This window comes from Armatimonadota bacterium (assembly GCA_013314775.1).
GTDB lineage: Bacteria > Armatimonadota > Zipacnadia > Zipacnadales > JABUFB01 > JABUFB01.
The window spans coordinates 410,861-437,841 of the sequence record JABUFB010000009.1 but is presented as its reverse complement, the minus strand read 5'-3'; the positions used below and the strand labels follow the sequence as shown (position 1 = coordinate 437,841).

Sequence of the window (26,981 nt, the reverse complement as noted above, 5' to 3'; positions counted from 1 at the left end):
GCCCGGCAACCGGAGCGAAGTTGCGATGCAGTTCACAATGTCCTGCAGGCGAGGTCCGTCCGATGGCATCGACTCTTCCGCCCCAGCCTGACGAAAGCACCTGGCAGTTCGTTGATGAACTGCGCACGGCGTCGGTCCATGCGCCCGTGAAGTGGACCCGGCGCAAGGCAGCCGTGGACGAAGCCCACTTCCCCGGCGGTTTCGTCCTGGATGTGAGCTTCCCTGACCCGCAATGCCTGCTGGCGACAGCATACGCGGATTTCGGCGTTTTCCAGGAGTCCGTCGGTCTCGCGCCGTCATCCGGCAACGCGAAACGCCTCGTACTGCTTTACGCACCCACCGAAGTTCGGGAGCAGTACACGGTTACGGTTACCCGGGATCTGTGCCAACTGTCCGCGGGCGATACCGAGGGCATCCGTCGCGGCCTGATCTTCATCGAAGACGAAATGCTGCGCCGAGGCGGGCCTTTCCTGCCGCTGGGCAGAATTACCCGCAAGCCGTGGGTACGGACCCGCATTTCGCGCTGCTTCTACGGACCGATCAACCGTCCGCCGAAGCTGCGCGATGAGCTCACCGACACCGTGGACTATTACCCCGATGAGTACCTCAACCGGCTGGCGCACGAGGGCGTCAATGTCCTGTGGCTCACGGTCAACTGGTACGAACTGATCCCATCGCGGATCATCCCGGAGTATGGCCGGAACGCCGGTCCTCGTCTGGACAAGCTTCGCAGAACCGTGGCCAAGTGTGCGCGCTACGGCATCCGTATCTACCCCTTCTGCATCGAGCCCGCCGGGTTCACCCGCAATGCGCCGGAAGTCCAGGCCGCGGCGGAGGCGCACGCGGAACTCCTGGGCCACAACCGCGCCTTCTGCACCAGCACGGAAACGGGGCGCGCGTATGTGGAGGAGGCGGTCCGGACGCTGTTTGAGGAGGTGCCGGATCTGGGCGGGATGATCGTGATTCCGGTGGGGGAGAGGCAAACCCACTGTTACTCCGCCGGCATACCCGATGGCGGCTCGTGGCCCACTCCCAACACCTGCCCGCGCTGCAGCAAGCGGCGGCCCTGGGAGGTACTGGCTGACACTCTGTCCGCCATGCGCCGCGGGATGGACCAGGCAAGACCCGAGGCCGAGCTGGTGGCCTGGCCTTACGGACAGTTCATCGGCTGGGGTGCGGAGAAGACCGTGGAAGCCGCCGGGCACATCCCGCCGGGGGTTATCCTGCAGCACAACTTCGAGACCGGCGGCGCGAACCAGCAACTGGGGAAGTCGCGGCCAACCTGGGACTACTGGCTCTCTTACGTGGGCCCGAGCGAGGTATTCCGGCGCGCTGCCGAGGCGGCCCGGGACAATGGCACGCGCACTTCGGCCAAGCTGCAGGTGGGCTGTTCGCATGAGGTCGCGACCACCCAGGTAGTCCCCGTGCCTGGTCTGCTGCACCGGAAGTATCGGGCCATGCGCGAACTCGGCGTGAGCAGCGCCATGCACTCGTGGTACTTCGGCACGTATCCATCTCTCATGACCCGCGCGGCCGGCGAACTGTCTTTCGAACCCTTCCCGCGCTCCGAAGGCCAGTTCCTCCTGGCTCTGGCGAAGCGCGACTGGGGCGATCACGCAGAGACGGTTGCCGAAGCCTGGCGCTGGTTCGCGCGGGGGTACTCGAACTACCCGACCTCCCACATCTTCGGGTATTTCGGGCCGATGCACGACGGCCCGGCCTGGCCCATGTACCTGGAACCCCGGCGGCTGCCCCTGGCACCCACGTGGCAGATCGGGTATGCGCCCAGCGGGGATTACGTGGCGGACTGCGTCACCAACGGTTTCACACTGAACGAAATTGTGACCCTCTGCCGCCGCATGACAGAGTACTGGGATCGCGGGCTGGCGCTCCTGGCGCCACTCAAGCGGAAGTTCGCCGACCAACCCGAGCGCCTGCGGGACATCGGCCTGGCCACGGCCCTTGGCCTCCAGTTCCGCAGCGGCTATCAGCTTCTGCGCTTCTACCAGCTTCGTGAACGGCTGGCTGATGCGAAGTCCCCGGATGCGAAGGCGAAGCTGCTGGCAGAGATGAAGGTGCTGGTGCAGTCGGAGATCAAGGTGAGCCAGGAGCTCTTGCCACTGGCCGAAGCGGATTCGCGCCTCGGCTTCCATTCCGAAGCGGAAGGCTACAAGTACCATCCGGCGTTGCTGCGGTGGCGGATTGAGCAGTTGCGTGAACTGCTGGCGGAGGAGTTCCCGCGGGTCGAAGCACAGGCCAAGGCGCCCGGTCAGCTCTGGCCTGATTACACAGGGATGGCCCCGACAGGACCGGCTTACCGCGCGGGGAAAGTGGACACGGCTCCGACCGAAGTCGACTGGAACGCGGCTCCGCTGGCCGCGTGCACCCACTGGTTGCGCCACGTCTACAACGCCGAACGCTGGCGCAAGTGCGGCTATGACCCCAACGATCATCTGACGGTCGACGAGGAGGAAAAGGCCGGGCGAACCACCACCTGGCAAGCCCTGTTGACCGCGGAAGGCATACGCTTTCGCATTGCCTGCAAGGGAGCGGGCAACTCTGTGCAGATCTACATCGAGCCGGCGCGCACTCAACCCCGACGGATCTTTTCAATCAGCGCCGACGGTGCGGCGCGCTGCCAGCAGGATGACGGGTACATCCCGCGCGAGCACGAGGGCTGGGAAGTGGAAACGCAGGCCTGCTCCGACGGCTGGACCGCCACGGTCACATTGCCGTGGGAGGTGCTGGGGGCAAAGGCTGCCCGCAGACCAAAGCCGTTGCGCGTCAACGTCATCCGGCAGTTGCCGATCGACAGTGCTCCCGGTGTGGCGGCGTGCTCCTGGGCCTTGCGCGAGCCGGTCAAAGGCCGGCTCGTCTGGGGCGACCTGAACCCGGCGACGGACTTCGGCTGGCTGCAATTCGGATAGGTACACGACCGTGCGTCCTGCAGGTCCCAGGGTGGAACGCCGTTCCCCTCAAGGTAGCCAATGTGCACGTTCCTTGCGGCTCGGATCTGAGGCCGCCCGTACCGGCACGGACAGCCTGTTGGTTGCGTCGGGTGGCCGTGGCGGCTCTCAAGCATGTTTGGCCCACGAGTTTGCTGATGCCGTCGCCGCCAATTGCCGTCCGGCAATGAACCCCAGGTAACCCGTGGGTTACATGGCCGAGGGCAGCGCTTCTTCAATCTGCTCGCGCGCATCCGGGGCGATCCGCAAACGGCGAGCGGCATTTCTTGAGGGGACCTGCCGGATCCGGCCGCGCTTCATGGAGAGAGGGCAAGCCGGCGTGCTCAGAACCAACTCGGGTCGGCATCGCCTGTTAGCTGATGCCGACCCAAGGCCGGATTGCCGCTGGTTCTCGTGGCGCTCAGGGCATGAACTTCGCCCTTCGGAGCAAGCCGGGAAGTAGCCTGCGAAAGGTCTCGTCCTGCGTCGATGGCTTGAGCTTACAAAGTCGGGTCCCAGTGAGCCGGATTGGTCAGATTGTCCTGCACCGAGAACTGACCCTCGCGTCCGGTCTTGAACCACTTGACGTGCCCGTCCACCATGACGATGTTAGAGCCGCCGTTGTGGCACGGGTTCATCCAGTGAGGGTAGACAGGGTCATTTGCCTGTCCGCTGCAGCATCCTTCGTTGCTGGCTAGCCAGCCGCCACACCAGCGCAGGGTTACGTTGGTGCGGTGATCTGCATACATGACCGTCGAGGACGGTTGCTTGCAGACGCTCAGTTTGCCGCCGCTGCCCCAGCCGTCGAGAGAGCGGTTCCATCCATAGGAGAACCTGCGGCAGTCATCGCAACTGGGGCATTCCCAGAGCTGTCGGTTCTTGATATAGGGCTGGATGGGCTGAGGACCACCGCTGCCGCAGAACTCGCCGGCCATGAAACAGCCGCTGATGGTATTGCAGTTCGTAGGGGGTTGAAACCGTTCGTCGTTGTCCTGGACGTACATGAGGGTCCCGAGGCCGATTTGTTTGAGATTGCTGAGACAGCTCGACTGCCGGGCTTTCTCGCGGGCTCTGGCGAACACGGGGAACAGGATCGCTGCCAGGATCGCGATTATGGCGATCACGACCAGCAGCTCAATCAGGGTGAAACCGCGGTTCCTCATCTGCGATCACCTCGCAGTTCGGCCCGACCGCGACGCCTGAAGGTGCCATTGCAGTCGGTGCCGACCGACTACCACGGACGGTTTTATACTATCAGCTACCCTGGTGTCTGTAAATATGGTCATTGTGAGGCGCTGACCTGGGGCTTGTCGTTTCGGCTCCCCAGAGCAGGAAAGGGAACCGGCGCGCGAAAGGCGAAGTTAGCGTCTGCGGTTATTGGGAAGCCCTTGGAAGGAGATCGCCTGATGCACCGGATCTGTCTCGCCCTCGTGACACTCGCGCTTTTCGCAAGCCTGCCCGCCTCCGCCGATCTGACCCCCGGCGCCTCACCCGATGAGACCTTCGAGCGTCTCAGCCAGGCCCTGACCGAAGCCGCGAAGACCGGCGCGGTGGTCACGCTCCAGCCCGGCGAGTACGTGATTGGCAGGGGCCTGAACCTCACCAACGCCACGCTCACCGGTCCGGGCGCGACGATCCGCGCGGTGAACCCCGAGTCGAACCAGGGGTATCTCTTCGGCGTGACCCTCGGCAGCAATGCGGTCCTTCGCGACATTGCCCTGATTGGCGAAGGGCCACGCTGCGTTCCGGTGGGCATCGGCGGCGGCGCAAGGAAGGTCGCCGTGCGCAATGTCACGATGACCGAAGGCACCATCCTCCTGGACAGCAACGTCCCAGACATCCACGACATTCTCATCGACGGTTGCGACTTCTACAAAGGGGGCTACGGCCTGTTGCTGGACGCCAACTGCTCAGGCGACAATGTGCGCGTCGTGAACTGCCATTTCAAGGACAACCGCGCGGATGCGATCGAGCTGAACTTCCCCAACAGCGAGAATGGGAAGGTTGTGCGCAACATCGTTATCTCCGGCTGCCTGTTCGAGAATACCGGCGGCAACCCCAACTCCGGCACATCGGGTTTCGGAGTTGGGATCGCTGCCGGGCAGAACGTACAGATTGTGGGCAACACCTTCTACAAGTGTGCGGTTCAGGGGGTCCACATCGAGGACGACAGCGACAGCATCACCATCGTGGGCAACAACTTCGAGGACTGCGGGATAGGTTGTACCACAGGTAACTGGACCGGTGGAGTGCATGTGCTCAAGGGCAGCAAGTACATGACCGTGAGCGGCAACAACTTCCGCCGATGCCGGTACGGCATCAGTGGGCTGTCGGGGAATGAGCTCCACCACATGACAGTCGTCGGCAACACCTTCCGCGACTGTGAGCGCGGCGCCTGGTTCATGGAGTTTCCCAAAGGCACGTTCCAGGCCAATATCCTGCAGAACTGCGGCATCGCCATTGAGTTGTGGCGCTCGCACCGCTGGATTGTGACGGGGAACTATGTCGCCGCCGACCCGGCTGATCCCGCTGCACAGGACGCGCCGAAGGAGTCGATCGGCCTGCGAAGTTTCGGCTTCCGCGAGTTGATCTTCACGAACAACATACTGGACGTTGACGTGCCCTTCGACCACGACAACCGGGACTGGTATGACCAGCACTACATCATCAGGGACAACCTGATCCTCCGGGGCAAGAGCCGGGAGAACGGCCAGGATGCGGCAAAGCACCCGGGTGCGCCGAGCTGAGCGTGACCTTCTCGGAAGTTGAATGTGAGAGTTGGTCCGCACCGGTGGTTCTCGCCCGCGACTCGGCGAAAGGCTGGGTCACATGCCCGTGTGCCTTCGAGGCCGAACCGGGCATGATCCGGCTGACCACCATGCAGGGCGGCCTGCGGGTCAGGATGCGGGAAACTGAATGCGGTCGCGCCTCACGATCAGCGGAACGACGACTTCTTCCGCATTTTCACCCACGCTCAAGGCCTCACCGAGACCGTTCGCCATGTCCCGCGCACTCCGGCGCTTGGCCCAGTCTGATTGACGATGCGGCGTTTAGGCTGTCGAAATGACCGTTCTATGCGGTGAGTTCGTCAGGAGGACTTGGGCGATATTCGGCGAAGCAGACCGGGTACGGGGCAGCGCGGCCACCCTCAGACCGGCGGGTGCATACATGATTGCGAGGTGCGAGAGCTCCCGCTTATGAAGCGAGGAGGCGACCACATCGCGCACCCGGCCGATATTCAGGAGGCCCCGGAATGGCGATCGTAGCTGAACAGCGCGCTGCCCAGCCCTCGTCGATCCCGAAGCGCAGACGAGTCGAACCGTCTGCAGGCGTCACGTACCTCGCGGTCCTCGCCGCGGTCTCACTGTGCCCTCTATTCATTCCTGTCTCCGCGTCTGCCGGGACCTACTATGTGAGCGTCCAGGGCAACGACACCGCACCGGGCACTCTTGAGGCTCCCTGGCGGACCATCCGAACCAGTGTCAGCAGGCTGCAGGATGGAGACGTCCTGATTGTTCAGCCTGGCACCTACTACGAAGGGAACATCAACACCGGCATACACCCCACACCCATCACTATTCAGGCCGCTGTGCCCCGCGAGGCCATCATCGACGGCACCGGCCACAACTGGTTTGGCATCGGGGTCAATGACCCCAACCCGGCGAAATACCAGGGCTGCAGGCTCATAGGGCTGAAGATCCAGAACCAGAAGATCGGCATCGGTTGCCAGACCACGGCTGACGACTTCTACATCGAAAACTGCGAGATCACCGGTTGCACAAACTCAGCCATCCACTGCTATTCCGGTAGCAACTGGACAGTGCGCGATACCTACGTCCATGGCAACAGGAACGGCATCTGGTTTGGGGTGGAGGGCGTCTCAGGCGTCAACGGTGTGCTGGTAGAAGACTGCCTCTGTGTCGATAACACGAACCCCACGGACCCCAATACGGATGGCGTGCTGGTGGAGGAACTCTGTGGGGACACCATCGTCCGGCGATGTACCGCCTCGGGGCATGGAGACCAGGGATTCGACATCAAGCCCAACAGGGCCCTGGTCGAGCGCTGCCTGTCCCATGGAAACATGGGCGGCTTCAAGCTGTGGGGAGAGGGTATTCGTCTGGTCAACTGCATGGCTCGCAACAACGCCGGCACCGGACTGAAACTCATGGGCGACCGGACTGAACTGTGGAACTGTACGGTCGCCTATAATGAAACCGGTCTCCGCCCGCAAGCCCCCGACAACAGCACCGTCATCGTCCGGAACACCATCGTCGCCTTCAACATGAACAAACAGTACACAACGGCCCTGTTCGACGACGACTACAATCTCTACTGGGCTCCTCCCGGGCAGCCCATGTGGCGCTTCTTCATCGGGGACGAGATGCACGACTATACCATCGATGACCTTGAGGCGGGAGACCTGGCAATCGGGCCGCACACCGTACTCGCGGACCCGCACTTCGTGAATGCAGCCGACGGCGATCTGACCCCGGGCGAACAGAGCCCGGCTATCGCGGCAGGCGTCTGGGCCGAGTTCCTCACCGAGGATCTCTCCGGGAAGCCAAGACGCATCGGGGCACCACCGGATATCGGAGCGATCAGTACCTGGACCGGGCCCGCAGCACCCTCCGTGGATGCCGTCTCGCCCGACAGTGGGGCCAATATCGGTCCCGTTCAGGTTACGATCACGGGAGCGGGGTTCCGCACCGGGGCAAGTGCCGGACTCACCCGGGCGGACCAGGCGGACATCACCGCGACAGGCACGGTCGTCGATGGCCCCGGGCAGATCCGTTGCACCTTCGACCTGTCCCGGGCGGCTCCAGGGGACTGGACCGTGGTGGTCACGAATGAGGACGGCCAGTATGGGAAGCTCAAGGACGCCTTTGCCGTCACGGGCGATCCTCCAACGATTGTGGGGTGGTCTGTCGGGGCAACGCACGGTGGCGGCGTGGGACAGATACTGACTCCCTGCACCGACGGCTATGTTGAGCCACGCACATGCCGGCTGGCGGTACTACGGGTGGATTTCAGCGCGCCCGTTGCCAAGGTATTGCCTTCCGACATCTCGGTCTTCGGCTTCAAGAGCGGCGACCTCTCCAGCAGTGTTTCCGCGCTCACGCTGAGTGGCGATGATGACGCCCTGTGGATCGAGTTCGCGCCTGCCCTGCCGGATGACGACACCTACACAATCGCCCTGGCCGACACGGTGGTGGGCCGAGAGTCGGGGCTGGCACTCTCCGGAGACCGCGATCGCATCCTGAAATGCTGCGTCGGCGACACCAATGGGAGCGCACGCGTAACCATCACCGATATGTATCAGATGCAGGGCATGCTGAATCAACCGGTTACAGCAGACACCTGCCGCTTCGACCTGAACTGCAATGGCGCGATCACTATTACGGAGATGTACCTGGTCCAGGCGCACATGAACCACGCGGCACCATAGGCGGCTGTGCGAGGCCCGCAGGTTTTCGTCGACGCCCTGACCGGAGAATCGTTTGGACGCGCGCGACACGCCGGCACAAAGAAGACCGCCGCCCGAACCAGGGGCGGCGGTCTTGACCATGCGTCGGTTCGTTGCCAGGTGACGGCTTACTTCTTCCTGCGGCGCCACCCGACGATGCCGATGGGCACGAGGCCCACAAGCATGAGGCTCGCCGAAGACAGTTCCGGCGACACCTTTCCCTCGATGGGGTCGTTGCTGCGAACATCCCACGGATAGCCGGTGCTGTTCATGGTGAACGACAGCTTCACGTTGTGAGGGGTCCCGGGTGTGCTCAACTGGTGCATGGACCACTGGCCGTTTCCTACACCCTCTCCCCAGTATGGGTCCACCCACGTACTTGCCAGGGCCCCACCGCTGCCAGTGATGATCTTCCCACTACTATCGGTGGTATACCGGCTGAAGTACTCGAACTGGGTTCCTGTGAACGAGGACTTGGCCCCCGGGTCTCCCAGAACGGACCGGAAAGTCCACAGGGGCACCGGCGAAGTTCCTACACCCTTCTTGTAACTGGTGGAGTCCTTCGATTCCGTGGCGCCCTGCATTTCCGGCAGCGGGTTGCCGCTTCCGTCGGTGCCGCGATTGGCCGCGCCGAGCTGTGCACCCTTCTCGAACGCACGATCATTCGGAGTGGTGGTCCAATCATTAAAGGTGCCAGAGATCGGCTCTGCGAAGAACACGGCGTACAGGCTCTTGCCGTAGACATTGGTCTGGCCGCTATTCGCGTCGACCGTTACCTCGGCGTCTTTCTCGTGGTAGAAGATACCGGTAATCTCCCAGCCACTCGTGGCGGCGTTCCAGATTTGTTGGTTGGTGTCTGTCAGCGTTATGTCACTGAGCTTGACGATACCCCAACTGTCCTCGAGCGAAGCCGTACCGGAAGTCGGGATCGGCGACCCGGTGGGCAGCACCTTATAGGGTCCGGCCGGAGGGCTCCCGCTGCCGTTCCATATCGGGAGCGCATCCAATGCCGCCTGGTTGTACGTGGTCCCCGGGTTGAGGCCGAAGTACAGGGTCCCGGCATCGAAGTTATACAGCTTCAACGTCACATTCTGGCCACCGTAACCCTCAAAGGGGTTGTAGTACGCCCATGAGGGCGGGCCGATGGCACATAGCGCGACTACGGCCAACAACACCACGATAGACCTCATCACGTTTCTCCTTTCCTATCAACTTGCACAGCAACCACTGAAGGAGACGAGACGGGTATCTTGCCGATCGGCCACCTCCCCCGGCGACATCGTGGTGCCGCACGGGCCGCTTAGTGTTTGGTGATGACTGGACACACGGGTGCCCTGTCCCCGTGTCCCCGCCCCACATTCACATTATTGTAATCATCAGAGCGATGATTTCAACTAAAGATGTCTGCAAAGCCTGCTGTTGCCAACATCAAGGTCCTCGGTGCCACAGTCCAGCCGCATCCGTCTCGAACCTGCTTCCCGAACCCGGGTCACGACGCCCGGTAGAAGGGTCAGGCGCGAGTTGGCCGGCATGCCAGGTGACGGACTTACTGCTCACCTCGGCTCCTGTACAAGTGACCACAACCAAGAGACCCCGATCCAGGCACTCACGCACACTCTGTGTCCAGCAAACGGACAGTATCGGTGATTTCTATCTGTACTACAAGACAAATCTTTGATATTTCCTTGATCCTGAGCGATCTTATGCTTATAATCAAGACATTCTTGAGTAAAACATGAGCTTCAAAGGGATGTTTGGACTTGGCGACGCTGGCGATGAGCGAATCTAAGGGTGTAGACCTGGTGCGCCCACTGGCGAACGCCGCCAGAATGACGCGTCGCATTCGAATGCTCAAGGACGCCGGGCTCCTGGCGCGCAGGACCTTCACCGAGCATATCAGCCGGGCGATTACTCCGGAGGATCTGCGTGAGGCCTACAGGCTCGTCCACGATGTCTATGTCGAACAGGGGTACATCCTGCCGCACCGCACCGGCCTTCGCGTCCGCGTCTTCGAAGCTTTGCCGCACACGGCGACTTTCATCGCGAAAGATCAGGGCGAGATCGTGGGCACAATGAGTCTGGTGCTGGAAGCCCCCGGTCTGGGCCTTCCATCGGAGAAGCTCTTTCGCGAGGAGATCCGGGCGCTGCGGGCCAACTCAGGCCACCGACCGTTGTGCGAAGTGAGTAACCTGGCCGTGAGACCCGAGTACCGCCGTACCAGCGTCTTCTATGAGCTCATCCAACCCATCTTCGCACAGGCCTTCCTCTGGAAATGCTCCTACGGGTTCATCTCGATCTGCCCGAAACACGCGAAGTTCTTCCAGGACGTCATCCAGTTCGACCCCTGGGGTGATTGCAGGACCTACTGCGAGGAGACAAATGACGAAGTCGTCGGTATGTCCATGGACCTGGCGACCATCGAGCGCCGTTTCAAGGCAACCGACGAGCTGCTTGGAGACGATGGTTTTCTCCACCGGGATTTCTTCGCGGACAATCCGTTCATCGACAAATGCCGCGAGTGGGAACTTGCGGCGCTGTGCGCTTTCCGTGACTCGGAGCCCCTTCGGTCTCTCCTCATCGAAGAAGCCTGCCTGCTGGAACGGTGCAGCGACGATGAACGGGAATGCCTTCGGATCGCATGGGGTCCGCTTCTTTCCCGTACTCTCTTGACCGAGTGCCCGGACGACACCTGCGAAGAAACGCGCTTCGGAGGCATCATCGTACGGGTCATCTAGCCCTCTACTTGCCTGGATCCGCTTCGCAGCGCGACTTCCTCCGTGGTGCGCTTCTCCCTATCCACCAGAAATGAACCCTCTTCACATCCCGCCCTGTGCCGTGATAATCTGGGGCCTCAAGGCGGCAGCGAGTTGCGCGATGGCCAGGTGCCCCCGCCCGGCCCGGCGGAACCTCACGATGTTCCGGCCCGGTCAGCGTTGCGCTCTGGCACATGTCGCCTGGTCATAGGCGTCCATGTACTTCTACTTTCGGGCCGCGTCCGTCGCATAAGCGCTGGTCAAGTTTGGTCGTCCGCAGATTCCTGGGGCAGGGATGGCGGCGATGGAATGTCTTTGTTGCGCGATATTCAGTCTGTGCTGATCGATGCGCGACACCGGCGAATAGCCGGAGCTCTCCAGGCGGCTGACCCTGGCAACCTCGTAGCAAGAGGGGAGCGCCGACTCCTTCAGGTTTTCCACCGAGCAGCGAAGTTGGTGCCCGCTTACCGAGAACTACTGCGCGCGAGCGGTGTTGATCCTTTCTCGGTCCGCTCAGCCAGGGACTTCGCCGAGGTGGTTCCGGTACTCGACAAGGAGAAAGTCTTCGTCCAGAATCGCCTGCGCGACTTGTGCGTTGGGGGCACTCTGGAGGAAGTGGCCTCCTTTCATTGCAGCTCAGGCCACTCTGGGGTGTTCTCCTATGGAGTGGAGACCTGGCGCGAACTCGTTACTTCGGCTCGACAACTGGAGCTCAGCCTGGATTTGGCCTTCAAGGTCCGCCGGCGCAAGACCCTTATCATCAACTGTCTGCCGATGGGCGTAAAGGTCAGAACGTGCACAGTGCCCGTGGCAGACACGAGCGTCAGATCCGACGTGGTTCTTGCGCTGATAGAGAAGCTCACCGATGATTTTGAGCAGTTCATAATCATCGGCGAGAGTCTGTTCCTGAAGAAGGTGCTCGAGGACGGCGTCGACCGTGGCACACCGTGGAGTGACCTGCTCATCCATGTGGTCACCGGCGGCGAATTCATCGCAGAGAGCATGCGCAGTTATTTCGCTCAGATCCTTGGTCTGGATTTCGATGCGCCCGACAGAGGCGCAATGCTTGTGAGCATGGGGCTCTCGGAACTGGGCCTCAGTCTCTTCTCCGAGACCCCTGAGCTGGTGTCCGTCCGCAGGCGCGCTCAGGAGGATGAGCGGCTGTGTGCGGCGCTAGGCGGCCGACCGAATGAGGCTTTTCCGGTCCTCATGCAGTACAACCCCCTGGTGACGTTCGTGGAGACCATCGCCAACCAGCAGGGCTTCCCGCAGCTTATCGTCTCCATCCTGGGCTCGGAACAGAAGATACCCCTACTGCGCTACAACACACGCGATGAGGGGCAGCTCTTGAGCTACTCTTCTCTGCACCTGGCTCTGCAGCGCTGCGGGTGCGAGGCCCTCCTGCCCAAGTTCCCCTTGCCGTGCGCCCTGGTCAGCGGAAGAAAGCAGCGAGTGGAGATCGGGAAGGATCACTGGCTTTCGCCAGACGAGGTGAAAGAAGCCATCTACAAGGATTTCGAAGTGGCCCAGGCGGTGACCGGGCACTTCAAGCTGCAGGGAGGGGTGGAGGGCGGCAGACTGCGTCTTCAGCTCAGGAGGGGGTGGAATGCGCCCGAGGGAGCTTGTGAGCGAGTGGCCACGCACCTGGCGCGCTACTCTTCGCAGCCCGTGTCCATCGATTTCGTTGAGTTCGGAGAGTTTGGCGAAAAGGTCGACATGGACTATGAGAGAAAGAGCCGATATGTCTGACTTGGGATCTACCCGCTGCTCCCAAAGGGGAGTGCTTCGAACGAACCGGTGCCTCGGTTGCTGGAATCACAATCCAGGGTTGATGGGTCACTGATTAGATGATCCCGTTACGCTCTGGATTTGCTCATGAAATCTCCGTTTTGGCCGGTATGCGGCTCTGGGACGTCATACTGCTTGACCCGGACCGCAGTGATGTCTAGAATGTGCTCGTGCGTGCCTGGAGAGGGCGCGCACCATTGGCCAACTTCTGGGGGACAGTACAGAGCACAGATCCCATCTCCTGTAACGGGTGCCGCCGACAAGAGATGAACTCCACAGCCCTGGCGCCGCCACCTGTGTGCATCAAGGCGCGTGAGTGCAGGACGGGGAAACGTTCTGCATCATCTGTGTCTGCCTCGGTGCCGTCCCCCAGAAGCGTGTCTTCATTCATTTGCGACTATCCGTGGGAAGCTACAGCGCCCGCGCAGGCTGGCGCTGTCGTAACGGCGCGAAACGGTCACTCCTGACGGGCGCAAGCTCGCGGAGCCGGCATTCGGCACCCGCTCGGACACCATGTTTTTTTGGGCTGCGGAGGATTGAGACCTGTTGCGCCCGTCCTGTACTTTGCAGCGGGGCATCGGTCCTCCAAGGTCCCGAGGAGTCGTGTCGCCCTCTCCCTGCCCCCGGCGATGCGGCTCCTTGTCATTTCCTTGACCGGTTGAGCTGGGGCACTGGAGTACAGGAAAGCCGTCATGGGGTCGCCGAGACGGTGGGGAGGTGGGAGCGGGGCGAGGATGCCGGTTTCCCCGGCACGGTCGCCGTTCCCGCGGAGATTTGCGCTCCTGGTGAGTAATATGGTGTTGACGGCTGTGACCAATTCGGGTAGCATCTGTGATACTGGGGTGAACTAGGCATTGCCATCGTCGGCCTGACACTGTGCGCAATTGTCAAGGTGGCGGTGCGGTGTCTTTCCCAAAGCGTCAGTCCTGTGCGCCAATTCCCGCTGCCGAAGGCATGAGAGGGTTCGTGCCGCAGTGGCAGATCACTTCACAGCACACATCACAGCTCACGCCGCCGCGCTATCCTAAGGACTGTCCACCAATGGCAACGTACGATGGTCGAAGCCAGAACGGGGCTCACCTTGCTGAGAATTCGTCGGCGCCGTTGCCGCAGTTGACGCTATTCCTCCTCCTCCTTCTCTTCATTGGTCCCAGCCTGGCCCAGCCTGCTATTCACGCCCTCAGCGTGATGGACGTGACCGCCGCCTTGCAGGCATCTATCTCCCCGGCGACTGACATCGCTTTCCCCCCAGGTGGCTCAACTGCAGCCACCATGCCCGGAAGCCGAACAACCGCGCCTCGGATCACGCCCGGCATGGCGATGACCCGGGGCACCGTCCGGTCTGGCGACCTCATCGACATCTATATCGCAGACGAGCCTGAGTTCTCGGGGCAGTTCCCCGTCTCCGCCGACGGCAAGATCAAGATGCCGTATCTCGGGGTCATTGCGGTTGCCGGGAAATCCACTGAACAAGTCGCGCGGATTATTGCAGACAAGGGCAGGAAGTACCTGGTCGACCCCGTGGTTGTCGTGTCCATTGTTGGCGGCACATCGGCGCTTGTACATATCATGGGAGAGGTGCCGCGCCAGGGACCGGTACCGCTTGACGAGGCACCCAATCTCCTTAGTCTGCTCGCGGCTTCAGGCGGGGTTACGCCAACGGGTGATCTGAGCCAGATCGTGATCGTTCGGGGTAAGCAGCGGATCAGGGTTCCGGCGGACGTCGAAGGCGGTGTTGATTTTATTCCAGCCAACGTTCCCCTGTCTGAGGGGGACATGGTCATCGTACCGCGCAAGCCCGAAAAAATGGTGTTCGTCACGGGCGCGGTCCAGCGCCCCGGTTTTGTTCCCATCGAGCAGGCGAACACCTGCACCCGCGCCTTCATCCTGGCAGGAGGCGGCGTATCCGGCGCGGCGCTGTCCCGGTCCTACATTCTTCGAGGCCCCGAACGGATCGAGGTCGATCTCACGCGGCTTCTCGACGGCTCGGCGGATACTGAAGACGTGGCAATGCAGGACAAGGACGTACTCGTAATTCCGCTGGCATCCAGCGAGACAGGCGTTGGGGCACCGGAGGTAGCCATCGTTGCGGGTGCCGTCCTTACCCCAGGTGCGATGCCATTGGCGCAGGTCCAGTCCGCGGCTCGTGCCGTGACCCTGGCAGGAGGGCTTGCCCCGACCGCGAACCCCAGCGCTTCCTACATCCTGCGTGACGGGACTCGTATCGATGCGGATCTCCAGGCGATCCTTCGGGGAACCTCGGAGGATATCCCGCTCAAGGCCAATGACATCCTGGTCGTGCCCTCGCTACCCATTGACAGCGTGTACGTCGTAGGGGCTGTGGCGAGCCCGGGTCCGAGACTGATGACCTGGGCCGACACGCTGGCGAAGGCCGTCACTTTCGCGGGCGGGCCCACACCCCTTGCTGACCAGACACAGTGCTACATCCTGAGAGGCAAGGAAACGATCCCGTTCGACCTCGGCGCTCTTATGCGAGGCGGGGCCGGGGACGTTGCTCTCGAGGCCAACGACCTAATTGTCGTTCCTCCGAAAACCCCGGAGCGGCTGCAGCAGGAACAGTGGGAACGCAGCGTGGTGGTCGCCGGGGCGGTCGCGCAGCCCACGCGGGTGCCGTTGGCTCAGGCTGATAGCCTGATGCGGGTGCTCGTGTACGCAGGCGGCGTCACACCCATGGCAGACTTGGCCGGTGTGCAGGTGCTGCGCGGCGCTGAGCGGATTCGGCTGGACATCACAGACCTCATGACTGGCAAGGGGTCGGATGACATCATCGTCCAGCCGGGGGATCTCGTGATCGTGCCCACGAAGTCGCCCGATCAGGTTGCGCAGGAGCAACTGGCGCGTATGGCGCTGATTGCCGGCGCGGTCAATCAGCCCCAGTTGGTGCCCATCGTTCAGGTGCCGACCGTGCGTCGCGCCGTTGTGTTCGCGGGCGGAACCGCCCCGAATGCCGACCTGGAAGGCTCCTACATTCTCAGGGGAGAGCAACTGGTATACGTCGATCTTGGGGCAATCATGAACGGTGAGGCCGAGGATGTACCACTGCAGGCGGGGGATCTGCTGGTGGTGCCGATTCTGACGATGGAACGCGCGATGGCGCGCCAGGCAGCAGTCACCGGCGCCGTTATGCAGCCGCGGCCGGCGCCCCTCTCTCAGGCGCGCACCGTGTCACGCGCAATCATCTACGCCGGCGGCCCAGCGCCTAATGCGGACCTGTCGGCAGCGTATATCCTGCGCGGCAGCGATCGCATCAGCGTGGACGGCGAGGCAGCGATCAGTGGCAGCGGCCCGGATCCCGAACTTCGGCCCGGGGATATGTTGGTGGTGCCACAGATAAGCCAGCTTCCGGTGGTCATCGTCGGCGCGGTGAGGCAAGCGTCGGCGCAACCGGCAAATATGGCCGACTCGGTGGCCAAAGCGGTGACACTGGCCGGAGGTCTGCTTCCCACTGCCGACGGCAAACGTGGCTATGTGCTGAGAGATGGAACGCGTATCGATGTGGATATCCCGGCGATCCTGGCCGGTGGAGAAGACTTCCCCCTCAAACCCAGCGACCTGCTGGTCGTGCCGACAATGACTGCGGCGAACCAGATGGCCGCCTCGATCCTCGTAATGGGGGCAGTTGCACGCCCTGGAATGATCCCGGCCGAACTGGCCGCCACTGCTCGGCAAGCCGTGCTGCTAGCCGGTGGCTTCACGACCAACGCAAACCCTGCACAGTGCCAGCTCTTGCGCCGCGAGTTGAGCAGTGAGGTTGACCTGGAAGCCGTCATGTCGGGATCGCAGCCAGATTTCGCTGTTGGCGGGGGAGACGTCCTCATCGTTCCCGACAAGGCAGACGCTATGGTCTACGTTGCCGGGGCCGTGACTGCACCCGGTCCACAGGCGCACCACTGGAGCAATTCGGTCTCTCGGGCTCTAGCCTTGGCAAGTCCTGCTCCCCAAGCAGATCTTGAGCGCACGTATGTATTGCGAGGGGCGACACGTGTGGACATTGACGCCCTGAGAATACTGCACGGCGAGGAGGCCGACTTTGATCTGCAGCCCGATGACCTCATCGTCGTCCCCCTGAGGTCACCCGAGGCGGACCTTGCAAGCCGAGCTCGGGAGAGTGTGACTATCGCGGGCGCGGTCGCGCGCCCGGGCCTCTTCGCGCCGGAGCAGTGCGACACCGTAGCGCGCGCCATGGCCTGGGTCGGGGGACCAACCCCCCAGGCAGACCTCGAGCACGCTTACGTGCTCCGCGGGAAAGAGACCATCTCTCTGAACCTGGCACAGCTCGGTAGCGAGGGCGGGCCGGACAACGTCGCGTTGCAGGCCAACGACATCCTCGTGGTTCCAGTCTTGACACCGGAAATGCTCGCGGCCCAGGAGTTTTCTCGCCGGATCATGGTGAGCGGTGCTGTCCCGCAACCTGGAATGCTGCTGCACGAGCAAGCAGGGACGGTAAACGCCGCCCTTGCCATGGCTGGCGGCGTGACAGAAGCCGCTGACCTCGAGGGTGCATACGTGCTGCGCGAAGGCATCCGGCACGATATCAACCTCAAAGCGATCCGCAACGGAACGGCGCCCGACTTTTCTCTGCAACCGCGAGACGTGCTGGTAGTGCCCCCTCGTGTTCCCGAGATGGTCATGGTTGCGGGTGCGGTGCGGGCGCCAGGCCGCGTGCCTCTTGATCAAGCCGGCACGGTGCTGTCTGCTCTCACTGTGAGTGGCGGGGCAGCTGAAGCAGCCGATCTGCAAGCGGCGTTCATCGTCCGCGATGGCGAACGCGTCCCTGTGAACCTGCGTGCTGTCATAGCGGGCGAGAGTGAAGATTTGGCCCTGCAGGCTGACGACGTACTCATGGTTCCAGCAGCGGATCCGGATCCAGTTTACGTGATTGGGAACGTCAAAGCGCCCGGTGCCCACCCGATCACGCGTGCTGTCACAGCCTCCAAGGCTCTCGTGCTGAGCGGCGGCCCCATCGACCTTGTCTCTGACCTGCGGGGCGCGTATATCATGCGGGGAAGCGAGCGCATCCCGGTTGATCTTGACGCCGTGATCAACCGGGGGCAAGCAGACGCAGATGTGCCGCTTCTGGCCAACGATGCGCTGGTGGTGCCCAAAGCAGAGGAGAATTTCCACGTTATCGGCGAGGTCAAACAACCGGGCAGTTATCTTCTCACGCAAGCCGATACGGTGCTCGCAGCGCTTGCGATCGCAGGCGGCACGTTGCCCACGGCGAACCTTGAAGCTGCCACTCTGCTGCGCGATGGGCAGACGATACCTTTGGACCTGCGGGCTCTTCTCGACAATAGAGACTACGCGACGAACCTCGAGCTACAGGCAGGCGACTCTCTCGTCATCCCGCTGAGCAAGGCACGTGTCTTCGTTTTTGGTAGCGTCGGACGGCCCGGGGCGTACCCGCTGCAACCTGGTGATACGTACTTGGACCTGATCGCTCACGCCGGTGGGCTCAGCGGTCAGAGCCGCGTCGACAGAATATGGATTGTGCGCGCCGCCCGCCAGAATCCCGTCCCAGAAACATCTGGCACCAGCGGCGACAAGACGGCGTCCGCATCCACGACGACACCGGCACCGCGAACTGCCCAACCTTCTCGTACGCGTCGCGAGGAGCAAGCTGCGGGCGAGCCCAGCATCCACCGGGCTTTCGGTGGTGCTCCGTCGCACCTGCAGCCCCCGGCACCACGAGACGGCTCTGTAAGGGCAGGCAGCGCGCAACAGGGCGCGCCGGTTCGAGTCAAAGACCGCTACAGTATTACGGAACTCACACGGCTGGACGCGACGTCGTACGCCGGCACGCCGCAGGACGGCGACCTGATCTACGTCCCGGGACCGAAGGAGCGGAAGCAGAACCTTCTGGATTGGCTCCTAAACATAGGCGTTGGCCGATTGCTCTTCAATGACTGATCCGTGCTCGAAACCGACGCCGTTCAAGGGCTCAATACCGTGGAATACATCGAGTACTACCGCATAATCCGTGAGCGCGTCTGGCTCCTGATTCTCGGCGCCGTTCTTGCGGGGCTGGTAGTGGTGGGAATCCAGCTGGTTTCCGGAGGGATGCGCTCCTACACGGCCGAAGGGACGGTTCTCGTGCACCCTGTCGCAATGCCCACTATGCTGACCCAGGGTGACGAGCTTGTCATCGCGCAGGAAAAGGAGTTCTGGCCGAACCTGCTTCAGATGGGCTCCAATCCCGACGCACTGGGCGAAATCCTGAAAAAACTCAAACTCCCGCCGGAGGCCGAGGACCAGTACAAAATCACGATCACTGCCAAGCAGATTAGAGACAGCAGGTTCGCTGTCTTCTCTTGCTCGGCATCCAGGCGACAGACAAGCATCGACGTAGCCAAAGCTGGTATGGAGTTGTGGGACGAGGTCTGGCGCGAAGAGAAAATCAGAGAGGCTCAGAGCGTGATCGATGGCCTGCGTGGCCGCCTGCCTATGATCGCGCAACGACTTCAGGAAACGCAGGCGCGTGCTGAAGCGATCGAGGCGAAGCACGGGGGCTTGGCCCCGGCCAAGGAAGCCGAAAGCATAGAAGCATCCCTTGCAGCGGTGCAGATGGCGTTGCAGAACGCCAATCTGGAGACGGCGGCGGCCAAAGAACGATCCAAAGCGCTTGCTACACAGCCCTCGAGAACCCCGAACGCGCCCAACTTTGCATTGGTCGAACGTATTGATGATCTCAAGCAGCAGATCATGGAGCGCGAGGTCCTGCTGGCCGATATGCTCGAGCGGCGCACCCGGGATCACCCGTCCGTTTTGGCGTTGCAGCGCCAGATTGATGATATGAGAAAGCGCGTCGCCACCCTCGAGAAGGCAGAGGCGGTTGCTCAGCAAGAATCGGCGTTCGTGCAGGAGTCAGCAATCGCCGCGCAAACATACGCGCAAGAGATGGCCGCACGCAGCGAACTGCTTGCAGCGCGCGAGGGCGAACTACGGAATCGTCTGTCCGCCGCCCGGACAGACTTGGTGGAGTACGAGAAGCTGAGTGCTGACGCCACCGCCCTGCAAAAGCGCTATTTGACAGTCCAGGAGAGCCTTCGGTCGGCCGAAGCTGAGCTTCGGGCTCGGCGCGACGCGGAATTTATGCTCAAGACGGTTGCGGAGCCGCGAATTCCCCGCGAGGAGGGCCTACTCAAGCAGTTCGCAATCCGGCTTGGGCTGGCACTGTTTGGTGGCGCGGGCCTCGGGATCATCGCGATCTTCCTGCTGCACTACACCGACACGACGTTCAAGAACGAAGAAGACGCCGAGAGGCTGCTGGGATGCCCTGTACTGGGAGGGATTCCTCACAGCGACGTGCAGGTGATTGAGGAATCTCCCGCAACAGGACCGCCCCGAGAGGAAGATCAAGCGGGAACGGGCTGAGGGTTTCCCGATGGTCCCAATAACAGCGGCCTGCACCGTTAGAACCCATAGGCCGGACTCGCTGGCGTTTGCGGAGAGTTTCCATGTTACCCACGACTGACACGTTCCTGGGGCCCGCGCCTCCAAACTCCGCCTTCCTTGAGGGCTTCCGCGTTCTGCGCGCGAACCTCCTGGGGCTCTGGGGGCGCGAGCCGTTCAAGACGGTGCTCGTCACCAGTGCGCAAGCCCGGGAAGGCAAGACCACTGTTGCTGCGAACCTTGCCACGGTTCTGGCCTTGGCCGGTAAGCAGACCATTGCCGTTGACGCCGACGCGAACCTCCAGGGTTTGAGCCGCGCGTGCGGTCTGCGTGGCCGGCCCGGACTGACTGACTTGTGCGCCGGCAACATGACCGCTGATGAAGTTCTCTGCCCGACACAAGTCGACACGCTGAAAATGGTCCCCGCAGGGACGCAGGTGGATAGAGCTTCCGAGCTCATGCTGAGCGAGCACCTGCACCAGGCGATTCGTCAGATCGCCGACATGAGTGAATTCGTCATCATCGATGCCATGCCCGCAGTCGGCTTCGGGGCGACGCTCTCTCTCGCGCCCCTGACCGACAGAGTCCTCGTCGTTGCCCGTGCTCGCGGCGATGCCCAGGTCGTGAAGCAGGCCCTCGGGTCGCTTCATGACGTGGGCGCGAATATCGCGGGCATAGTCGTGAACGACATCAACCCCCAAGACTCGGCAATCATGACCTCATACTATCGCTATTACTACCAAGAGGAAGAATAGCACTCTCTGGGCCAGGCTGACGCTCTCATCGGGGATTGAGGGTCACTGAGGGAGCTCATTGCCGCCATGCTTGTCGACAGGTGGTGGGCTGATAGGCTGCGGCCCCAGTCTGGGCGGCAAGCAAGTGGGCCCCGCGTGCCCCAGCAAATCGTCACCTGGGCTTAGGGAATCCTTGAGTTGACTTTGGTCTACGTGGAGTGTATCCTATTGCCTAGAATATGCACGCGTAGGCTTCCGCGCCCTGACAGGTGCCGCTGAGGGTGCGGTTCTTCGCGACACTATTGCCCTGGCTTTCTTTCCACTATCGTCATTCTTGTGCTTGTCCGCCCGGACTTCAGGCCTGACCGTCGGTTGTTTTGGTGTCACTGCCTGAGATGCAGAACCGCGGTCGAGGTGCGGAGCTTCTGGCGCGTTGGGTGCAGTGCAGAAGGGGCAGGGGAACCTGTTGCAGCTGAGATGTTCCGCACCGCGATAGGAGTCGCTATCACGGTCGGTCCTCGATGTTGCGCCGTTCTGTAGGCTAAGTTCCTCGGCTCGCCCCGCACTCGTTCTGAAGATCGGCCCTATGGCTATCCGAAGCGACGATGGACAAGAGCGAAAGCAGTGAGATCGGCTGACCTGCCCTGCAGTGATACCCGATCCTGCGCGGTTGCGGTTCATGGTTAGCGCCAGGCCTCGTCTGCCGGTGGCACGCCAGACGGGGGAGACCGACCGATGCTCCCTTGGTCTGAGCCGACGATGTGGGGACTAGATGGTTACCTCCCGTGCCGCACGAGTCATTCGCGATACGAGCTACCTCGTAGCTGGCCAATTCGTCGTTGGGTTGGCTAGCCTCCTGCCATCCGCATGGCTGGCCCGCAACCTGCCTTCGGGCGAGTTGTCAGCCTGGCCCGCCTGCGTCAGCCTCGTCGCAATCATCTATACGCTGAGCAACTTCGGCTTCCGTGATTGCTTTGCGCGGGAGATACCGAAGCTTCTGACCCAGGGCGAGGATGAACGGGCCTGCAGTCTGCTGCGCAGCGGCCTTCTCCTTGTCACGATCAGCACGCTGCTGCTGAGCGTGTTGGCATACCTGCTTGCCGAGCCCGTGACCACGGTCATGCTCAAGAATGAAGTGTCAGCAAATGTTGTCCGCCTCCTGGCAATCGCTGTCTTTCTCGCGACCATGGCCACACACTTGGAGTGGTTCCAGAACGCGTTCCAGCAGTACAAGATGTTTGCGGTAAGCCGCACCTTGAGGAACGTCATACGCCCTGTCGGTTCTGTAGTGTGCTACTGGATGGGCGGAATTGAGGGGGCGATCATCGGCCTGGCAATTGGGCCCGCATTAGGTTGCATTGTGGGCCTGATATCTCTGTGGCCACGGCTCAGAAGGGGGACGGGGTTTGCCCCCGGAAGCTCTCTCTTGCGCATTTCGATGCCGTACTTCGCGTCCGGTATCTCGGCGGGTCTTCTGTCCCATGCGGACTATGTTCTGGTTGGCGCCATCGGCGGGACGCAAAGCCTCGCTACATACTACGTGGCGTTCAAGATCATTGAGTACATTGCGCACGTCGATGCGCATCTGATGGATACCATGCTGCCAAAGCTCTCGGAGGCCGCCCACAGGGGGCGCACTGCCTTCCAGGAAGGCTTCACAAAGTGCAGCAGGTACTACTTCCTGGCCTTGGTCCCTCTTCATATCGGGCTAGCGGCTGCAGGGCGGCCCATCATCACTCTCTATGCCGGCGAAGAGTACTCAGCGGCAGGCAGTGTCTTCTCGGTCCTTTGCATGTACCTCCTCGTGCAGACCTTCTTCTCCCTCTATCGCCAGCACGTCATCGCCCTTGGGAACAGGTGGCACCCGTTCGTCCTCGACTCTCTCCTGGCCTTGAGCGGGACCCTTCTGATTGCGGTGCTAAGCTCCTATTGGGGAAGCATGGGCGCCGCGTTGGCGCGCGGCCTTGCGCCTCTTCTGGTGCTGCCAGTGGCGGTCTTCCTGACGAGACGTGTGTTTGAGCCCAGGCATTCCAGACAAGCGGTTCTTCTCGGGGCCACGGGCGGCGCCATGGCGCTATGTTTCACGATGATCTGGTCGGGTGCGTTCCGGAGCAGCGGGTTGCAGGCTCTGGCCATACTCATCACTCCCCTGCTTTACCTGCTGATGCTTCGGGGGCAACTCCGAACGGAAGATATCGGCATTATTCGAAGTCTGGTGCCGGAAGGAGCCAGGAACAGTGACACAGGCAAGCGAGTGTTCGATGCGCTGAACCGGTTCTATGTCAGACCCTCGAATGAGAGCTCGAGAGTTGAGATCCTGCCCAGGCAGGAGTAGGTCCGGGGCTGTGCGGCATGCGGGGTGTGCCAACATAGGATCTGGGGTCAGAGCAGGTGGCCATAGAGCTTCGCACTGGGCCCGAGCAGAGACTAAGCCGTGGAGGATAGACGGGTGGCAGAACAGACCGCAGTTGGGTTTCCGGCGGGCCTGAAGGCTTTCCAGAGTGGTTCGAAATCGGTACTGTACATCGCCGTTGCAGTGCTGGTAACGTCGTTGGTGCTTGGCTGGTCGGTCTTGCTGGATAACCCCGCGTATGGTCTCCTCGGCCTGGCGGGGCTTGCATTCGCCCTCGTCTGTCTGGCCGATCCCTTCTGGGGCTTGTTGCTGATGTTGGTGCAGTTCGCCGTGTTGCCGTGTGAGTCGACCTTCTTCGGTTACTACATCCCAAACGTGCTTCAGGCGGGCGTCCCAGTCGTCTTCCTCTTTGCTTACCTCTCCGCACTCAAAGACCGCCGTGAACTCCGGATAATGCCATCTGACGTGTTTCTGACCGGCCTTGCAATATGGGGGTTCGTCGGCCTTGTGGAGAACAACTGCTTTGATACCTACTACAAGCAGTACGTGAACAAGATGATCCTGCCGATGGGCTTCTACTACATCACGAGGATCATCCCGTTCGACGCCACAAGGATCAGAAAGCTCCTGCAAGCGAACGTCATAGTGCTGGGCGTCCAGGCGCTTCTGATGATACGACAGGGAACCACCGGCCACAGCTCTATCTACACAACTCACGACGGGAATGCAACCGGACCGTTTGTGTATTTCTGGGAGGCGGCGCCCTATCTGGCGATGTGGGTGCCTCTCTTCATACGTGCGCTCCACAACGCGAAGTCACCGTCGGGCCGCTTCCTTGCCTACACAGGACTGGGCCTGACCGTCTACGCAACGACTCTCACCCAGCAGCGAGGAGCTACTCTTGCGTTGCTGATCTGCGTTCCCTTGTGCCTTCTGTCGAGAAGCATGCGACCCACGGTGAAAACTGTGATAGCGCTCGGGCTGCTTGGCTATATTCCCTGGTCCACCTCAAACCTTGGCGAGGACCTGCTCAATCGATTCGATGAGAAGGATGAGTCGCGAGCAGCGTATCGGGAGATAGGCTACGCGATTCTCAGGTCGCCCGAGTGGAACCCCGCCTTCGGGATAGGTTTCTATCAGGCGCACCGGGTCATGCGCAGGATCGATGAGGCACTCATCCCTGATGAAGAGCTGACGCTGTGGGGCCGCACCCAACGCTCGCTCGAGAGCGTCGCCAGGGAGGGAAAGGAAACGCACAACTTCTACCTCTCCCTGCTAATTGAGTTCGGCATCGTTGGGGCCGCTTTCTGGGGCGGCCTTATGGTGCTCATCCTGGTCGCTATATACCACGGCTATCGTCGGGCGCGCGATGGTATAGACATCGATGACGGTCTCTACGTCAGCCTGTTAGCGTCTTTGGTCGCATGGGGAGGTGTCGCCTACCTGCACAACATCTACCGTTTCGAGGCGACCATGTCGATGTTCTGGTTCATCTACGCGCTGCTCGTTGCCCAACCAGGCGCATTCGTACTGAGCGAATAGGGGGAAGATCCGCTGGTGGAGCGTCCAGTTTGGTCAGGCCGGGGCCCCTCGGAGGTCGCGTTGACCAAGTCCAAGCATTACCTCTTCTTGGGCCTTCTTCCCCTGTACATCGGCCCCGCGGCAATCCGCCGCCCGCAGATCACGCTGTACGCAGGCCAGGCCTACCCCGGGCCAGGCCCCATCTTCTCCATGCTCTGTATCTACCTCTTCCTAGACACAGTCTTCGCACTCTACCGCATGCACGTGATCGCCATTGAGAACCGCTGGTATCCCATGCTGATCGACACCGTGCTGGAGGCCCTAAACGTGGTTCCCATCCCGGTCTTGGTGCTGCATTGGGGCGAGATCCGTGCGGCTATCGCCCGCGCCTTTGCGGTGGTGCTCGTGCTGCCGCTGACGATCGCGCTGACACCCAGACTCTCAATGTCGGGGATAGCCCCGGGTACGTCGGGGGGCATCATAGCACTGCTCTTTTCGGGCCTGTGGATGCACGCTTTCCAGCGGGATCGCATCCAGTGTTTGGCGATCACAATCACCCCCGTGCTCTACTTGCTCTTTCTGAAGAGGACGTTGCTGCCGGATGACGCGAATCTGATGCTTGGGCTGGTCCCGGGCAGGCTTCGACAGAGCGTGGTGGGAAAGCGCCTGATGGCGTCTTTGGAGCACTTCTGCTTAGGCCGAACGGGCGAACACGTCGTCCGTGGTTCAAGTGACTGACGCGGCCAGCAGCAAGGCAGTCAGGCCGGCGCTTGTCATCACCGTGGACACTGAAGCGGACAACGAGTGGGACCATGATCGCGAGCCCTCATACGACAACATCTCCACGATGGTCGATTTCCAGGCGCTGTGCGAGCACTACGGCGCTAAGCCAACTTATCTCGTCACTTACGATGTGGCCGCGCAGCCCGACTGCTCTGAAATCTTACGATGGGTCAGCACAGACAGCCGCGCCGAGATCGGGGCCCACTTGCACCCGTGGTCAACGCCGCCCCTGAACGGTGACGGCCCAGGGAGTGGCCATGCATACTGGTACGAGTACACGCAATGGGTTCGGCGCGCCAAACTCGAGAGGCTGACGGAACAACTCACAGACGTCTTCGGCTGCCGGCCAACCAGTTTCCGGGCAGGGCGTTGGGGCCTTGACGGCGACTGTCTGGCCTTGCTCACCGAGGCCGGTTACACCGTGGACACCTCGGTTGCTCCGCTCACTAGCTTCCGCCGGAACACGGGGCGATACCAGGGCGGGCCGGACTTCACCAGGTTCCCGGTCTGGCCTTACTACCCCGATCCGCAGAGCATCTCGAAGGCCGGAGGCAACGCGATCCTCGAGGTCCCGGTGTCCGCCGGTGTGCTGGGGCCGCTCGGAGCGGGGCTGGAGCTACTGCTACGGAGCGGCGTGCCCGGCGGCGATATTGGCAGGCGCGCGCTGCGGAAAGCGCGCCTCGCCCGGCGAGTCCTTCTGCAGCCTGTCTATGAGCCCCTAGACCTGATGATCGGGCTGGCGAAGCAGCTGATCGCGCAGGGCGCACCGGTACTCAACATTGCGTTGCACTCGAGCGAGTGGAAGGCCGGTTACAGCCCGACCATCACTGACCAGCGCGCCGAGGAGCAGATGCTAGCGCGCACCAGCGGACTGCTCGAGTATCTCCGTCCGCGGACCGAGAGCATGGGCCTATCCGAGTTCGCCGCCAGATGGGGCCGAGACCGTATTGCGTGGCCTGACACCGCACCGTCGCACTGATGCGCTGCCGCGCACTGACAGGAACTGGCGGCGGGTCGGCTGGTTGGAGAGGGGAAACCTGTGGCATCTGATTCGAGGCTCGCTCTGGCAGCGGCCAGTATTGCGCGCCAGCGACCGCCATATTGCTGAACGCGCGAGGGTGGGCCCGGCGGCTCCCGAGACTGTGCCGGGTAGTGCCGTTGCCTACAGCACACAGGGCACCCCGGCCTGCGCTGTGGGTTCCGCGCCGCCACAAAGGGCAAGAA

General features: G+C 61.9%; 14 protein-coding genes. 12 read left to right on the top strand and 2 right to left on the bottom strand.

Features of this window, described 5'->3' with window-relative positions; translation table 11 throughout:
- Nucleotides 1-62: 62 nt before the first annotated feature.
- Nucleotides 63-2,927, top strand: a complete 2,865-nt coding sequence (locus HPY44_13045; protein ID NSW56932.1) for a hypothetical protein — start codon at nt 63-65, stop codon at nt 2,925-2,927.
- Nucleotides 2,928-3,445: 518 nt separating this feature from the next.
- Here the strand turns inward: HPY44_13045 and HPY44_13040 are convergent.
- On the bottom strand, nt 3,446-4,108 hold the full coding sequence (locus HPY44_13040; GenBank protein ID NSW56931.1) for a DUF1559 domain-containing protein: 663 nt from the start codon (nt 4,106-4,108) through the stop codon (nt 3,446-3,448).
- 243 nt (nt 4,109-4,351) lie between these two features.
- Between HPY44_13040 and HPY44_13035 the strand changes: the two genes are divergently transcribed.
- Together HPY44_13035 and HPY44_13030 are read left to right on the top strand one after the other, a co-directional pair.
- Nucleotides 4,352-5,692 (top strand): right-handed parallel beta-helix repeat-containing protein, encoded by a 1,341-nt coding sequence (locus HPY44_13035; GenBank protein NSW56930.1) that lies wholly within the window; start codon nt 4,352-4,354, stop codon nt 5,690-5,692.
- Between the two features lie 506 nt (nt 5,693-6,198).
- Complete coding sequence (locus HPY44_13030; protein NSW56929.1) at nt 6,199-8,394, top strand: right-handed parallel beta-helix repeat-containing protein; 2,196 nt, start codon at nt 6,199-6,201, stop codon at nt 8,392-8,394.
- A 146-nt stretch (nt 8,395-8,540) separates the two neighbouring features.
- Here HPY44_13030 and HPY44_13025 read toward each other — a convergent pair whose 3' ends face one another.
- On the bottom strand, nt 8,541-9,602 hold the full coding sequence (locus HPY44_13025) for a hypothetical protein (GenBank protein NSW56928.1): 1,062 nt from the start codon (nt 9,600-9,602) through the stop codon (nt 8,541-8,543).
- A 585-nt stretch (nt 9,603-10,187) separates the two neighbouring features.
- Between HPY44_13025 and HPY44_13020 the strand changes: the two genes are divergently transcribed.
- The 9 genes from HPY44_13020 to HPY44_12980 all read left to right on the top strand — a co-directional run bounded on the left by HPY44_13020 (nt 10,188) and on the right by HPY44_12980 (nt 26,736).
- Nucleotides 10,188-11,147, top strand: coding sequence for a GNAT family N-acetyltransferase (locus HPY44_13020; GenBank protein NSW56927.1), 960 nt, complete (start codon nt 10,188-10,190; stop codon nt 11,145-11,147).
- 327 nt (nt 11,148-11,474) lie between these two features.
- Nucleotides 11,475-12,914 carry a hypothetical protein gene (locus HPY44_13015; protein ID NSW56926.1) on the top strand — a complete coding sequence of 480 codons (1,440 nt, stop codon included), beginning with the start codon at nt 11,475-11,477 and terminating at the stop codon, nt 12,912-12,914.
- A gap of 1,353 nt (nt 12,915-14,267) precedes the next feature.
- A complete protein-coding gene (locus HPY44_13010; GenBank protein ID NSW56925.1) occupies nt 14,268-18,884 on the top strand; it encodes an SLBB domain-containing protein in 4,617 nt (1,538 codons plus the stop codon).
- A gap of 3 nt (nt 18,885-18,887) precedes the next feature.
- The gene (locus HPY44_13005; protein NSW56924.1) at nt 18,888-20,348 is read left to right on the top strand and encodes a hypothetical protein; all 1,461 of its coding nucleotides are present in this window, start codon (nt 18,888-18,890) and stop codon (nt 20,346-20,348) included.
- An 83-nt stretch (nt 20,349-20,431) separates the two neighbouring features.
- Nucleotides 20,432-21,121 carry a CpsD/CapB family tyrosine-protein kinase gene (locus HPY44_13000; protein ID NSW56923.1) on the top strand — a complete coding sequence of 230 codons (690 nt, stop codon included), beginning with the start codon at nt 20,432-20,434 and terminating at the stop codon, nt 21,119-21,121.
- 751 nt (nt 21,122-21,872) lie between these two features.
- The gene (locus tag HPY44_12995) at nt 21,873-23,435 is read left to right on the top strand and encodes an oligosaccharide flippase family protein (GenBank protein NSW56922.1); all 1,563 of its coding nucleotides are present in this window, start codon (nt 21,873-21,875) and stop codon (nt 23,433-23,435) included.
- 114 nt (nt 23,436-23,549) lie between these two features.
- Nucleotides 23,550-24,995, top strand: a complete 1,446-nt coding sequence (locus tag HPY44_12990; protein NSW56921.1) for an O-antigen ligase family protein — start codon at nt 23,550-23,552, stop codon at nt 24,993-24,995.
- Nucleotides 24,996-25,055: 60 nt separating this feature from the next.
- Entirely contained in the window at nt 25,056-25,712 is a 657-nt protein-coding gene (locus tag HPY44_12985; protein ID NSW56920.1) for a hypothetical protein, read from the top strand.
- Nucleotides 25,705-26,736, top strand: coding sequence for a hypothetical protein (locus HPY44_12980; GenBank protein NSW56919.1), 1,032 nt, complete (start codon nt 25,705-25,707; stop codon nt 26,734-26,736). The genes HPY44_12985 and HPY44_12980 overlap by 8 nt, the downstream gene beginning before the upstream one ends.
- Nucleotides 26,737-26,981 lie beyond the last annotated feature (245 nt).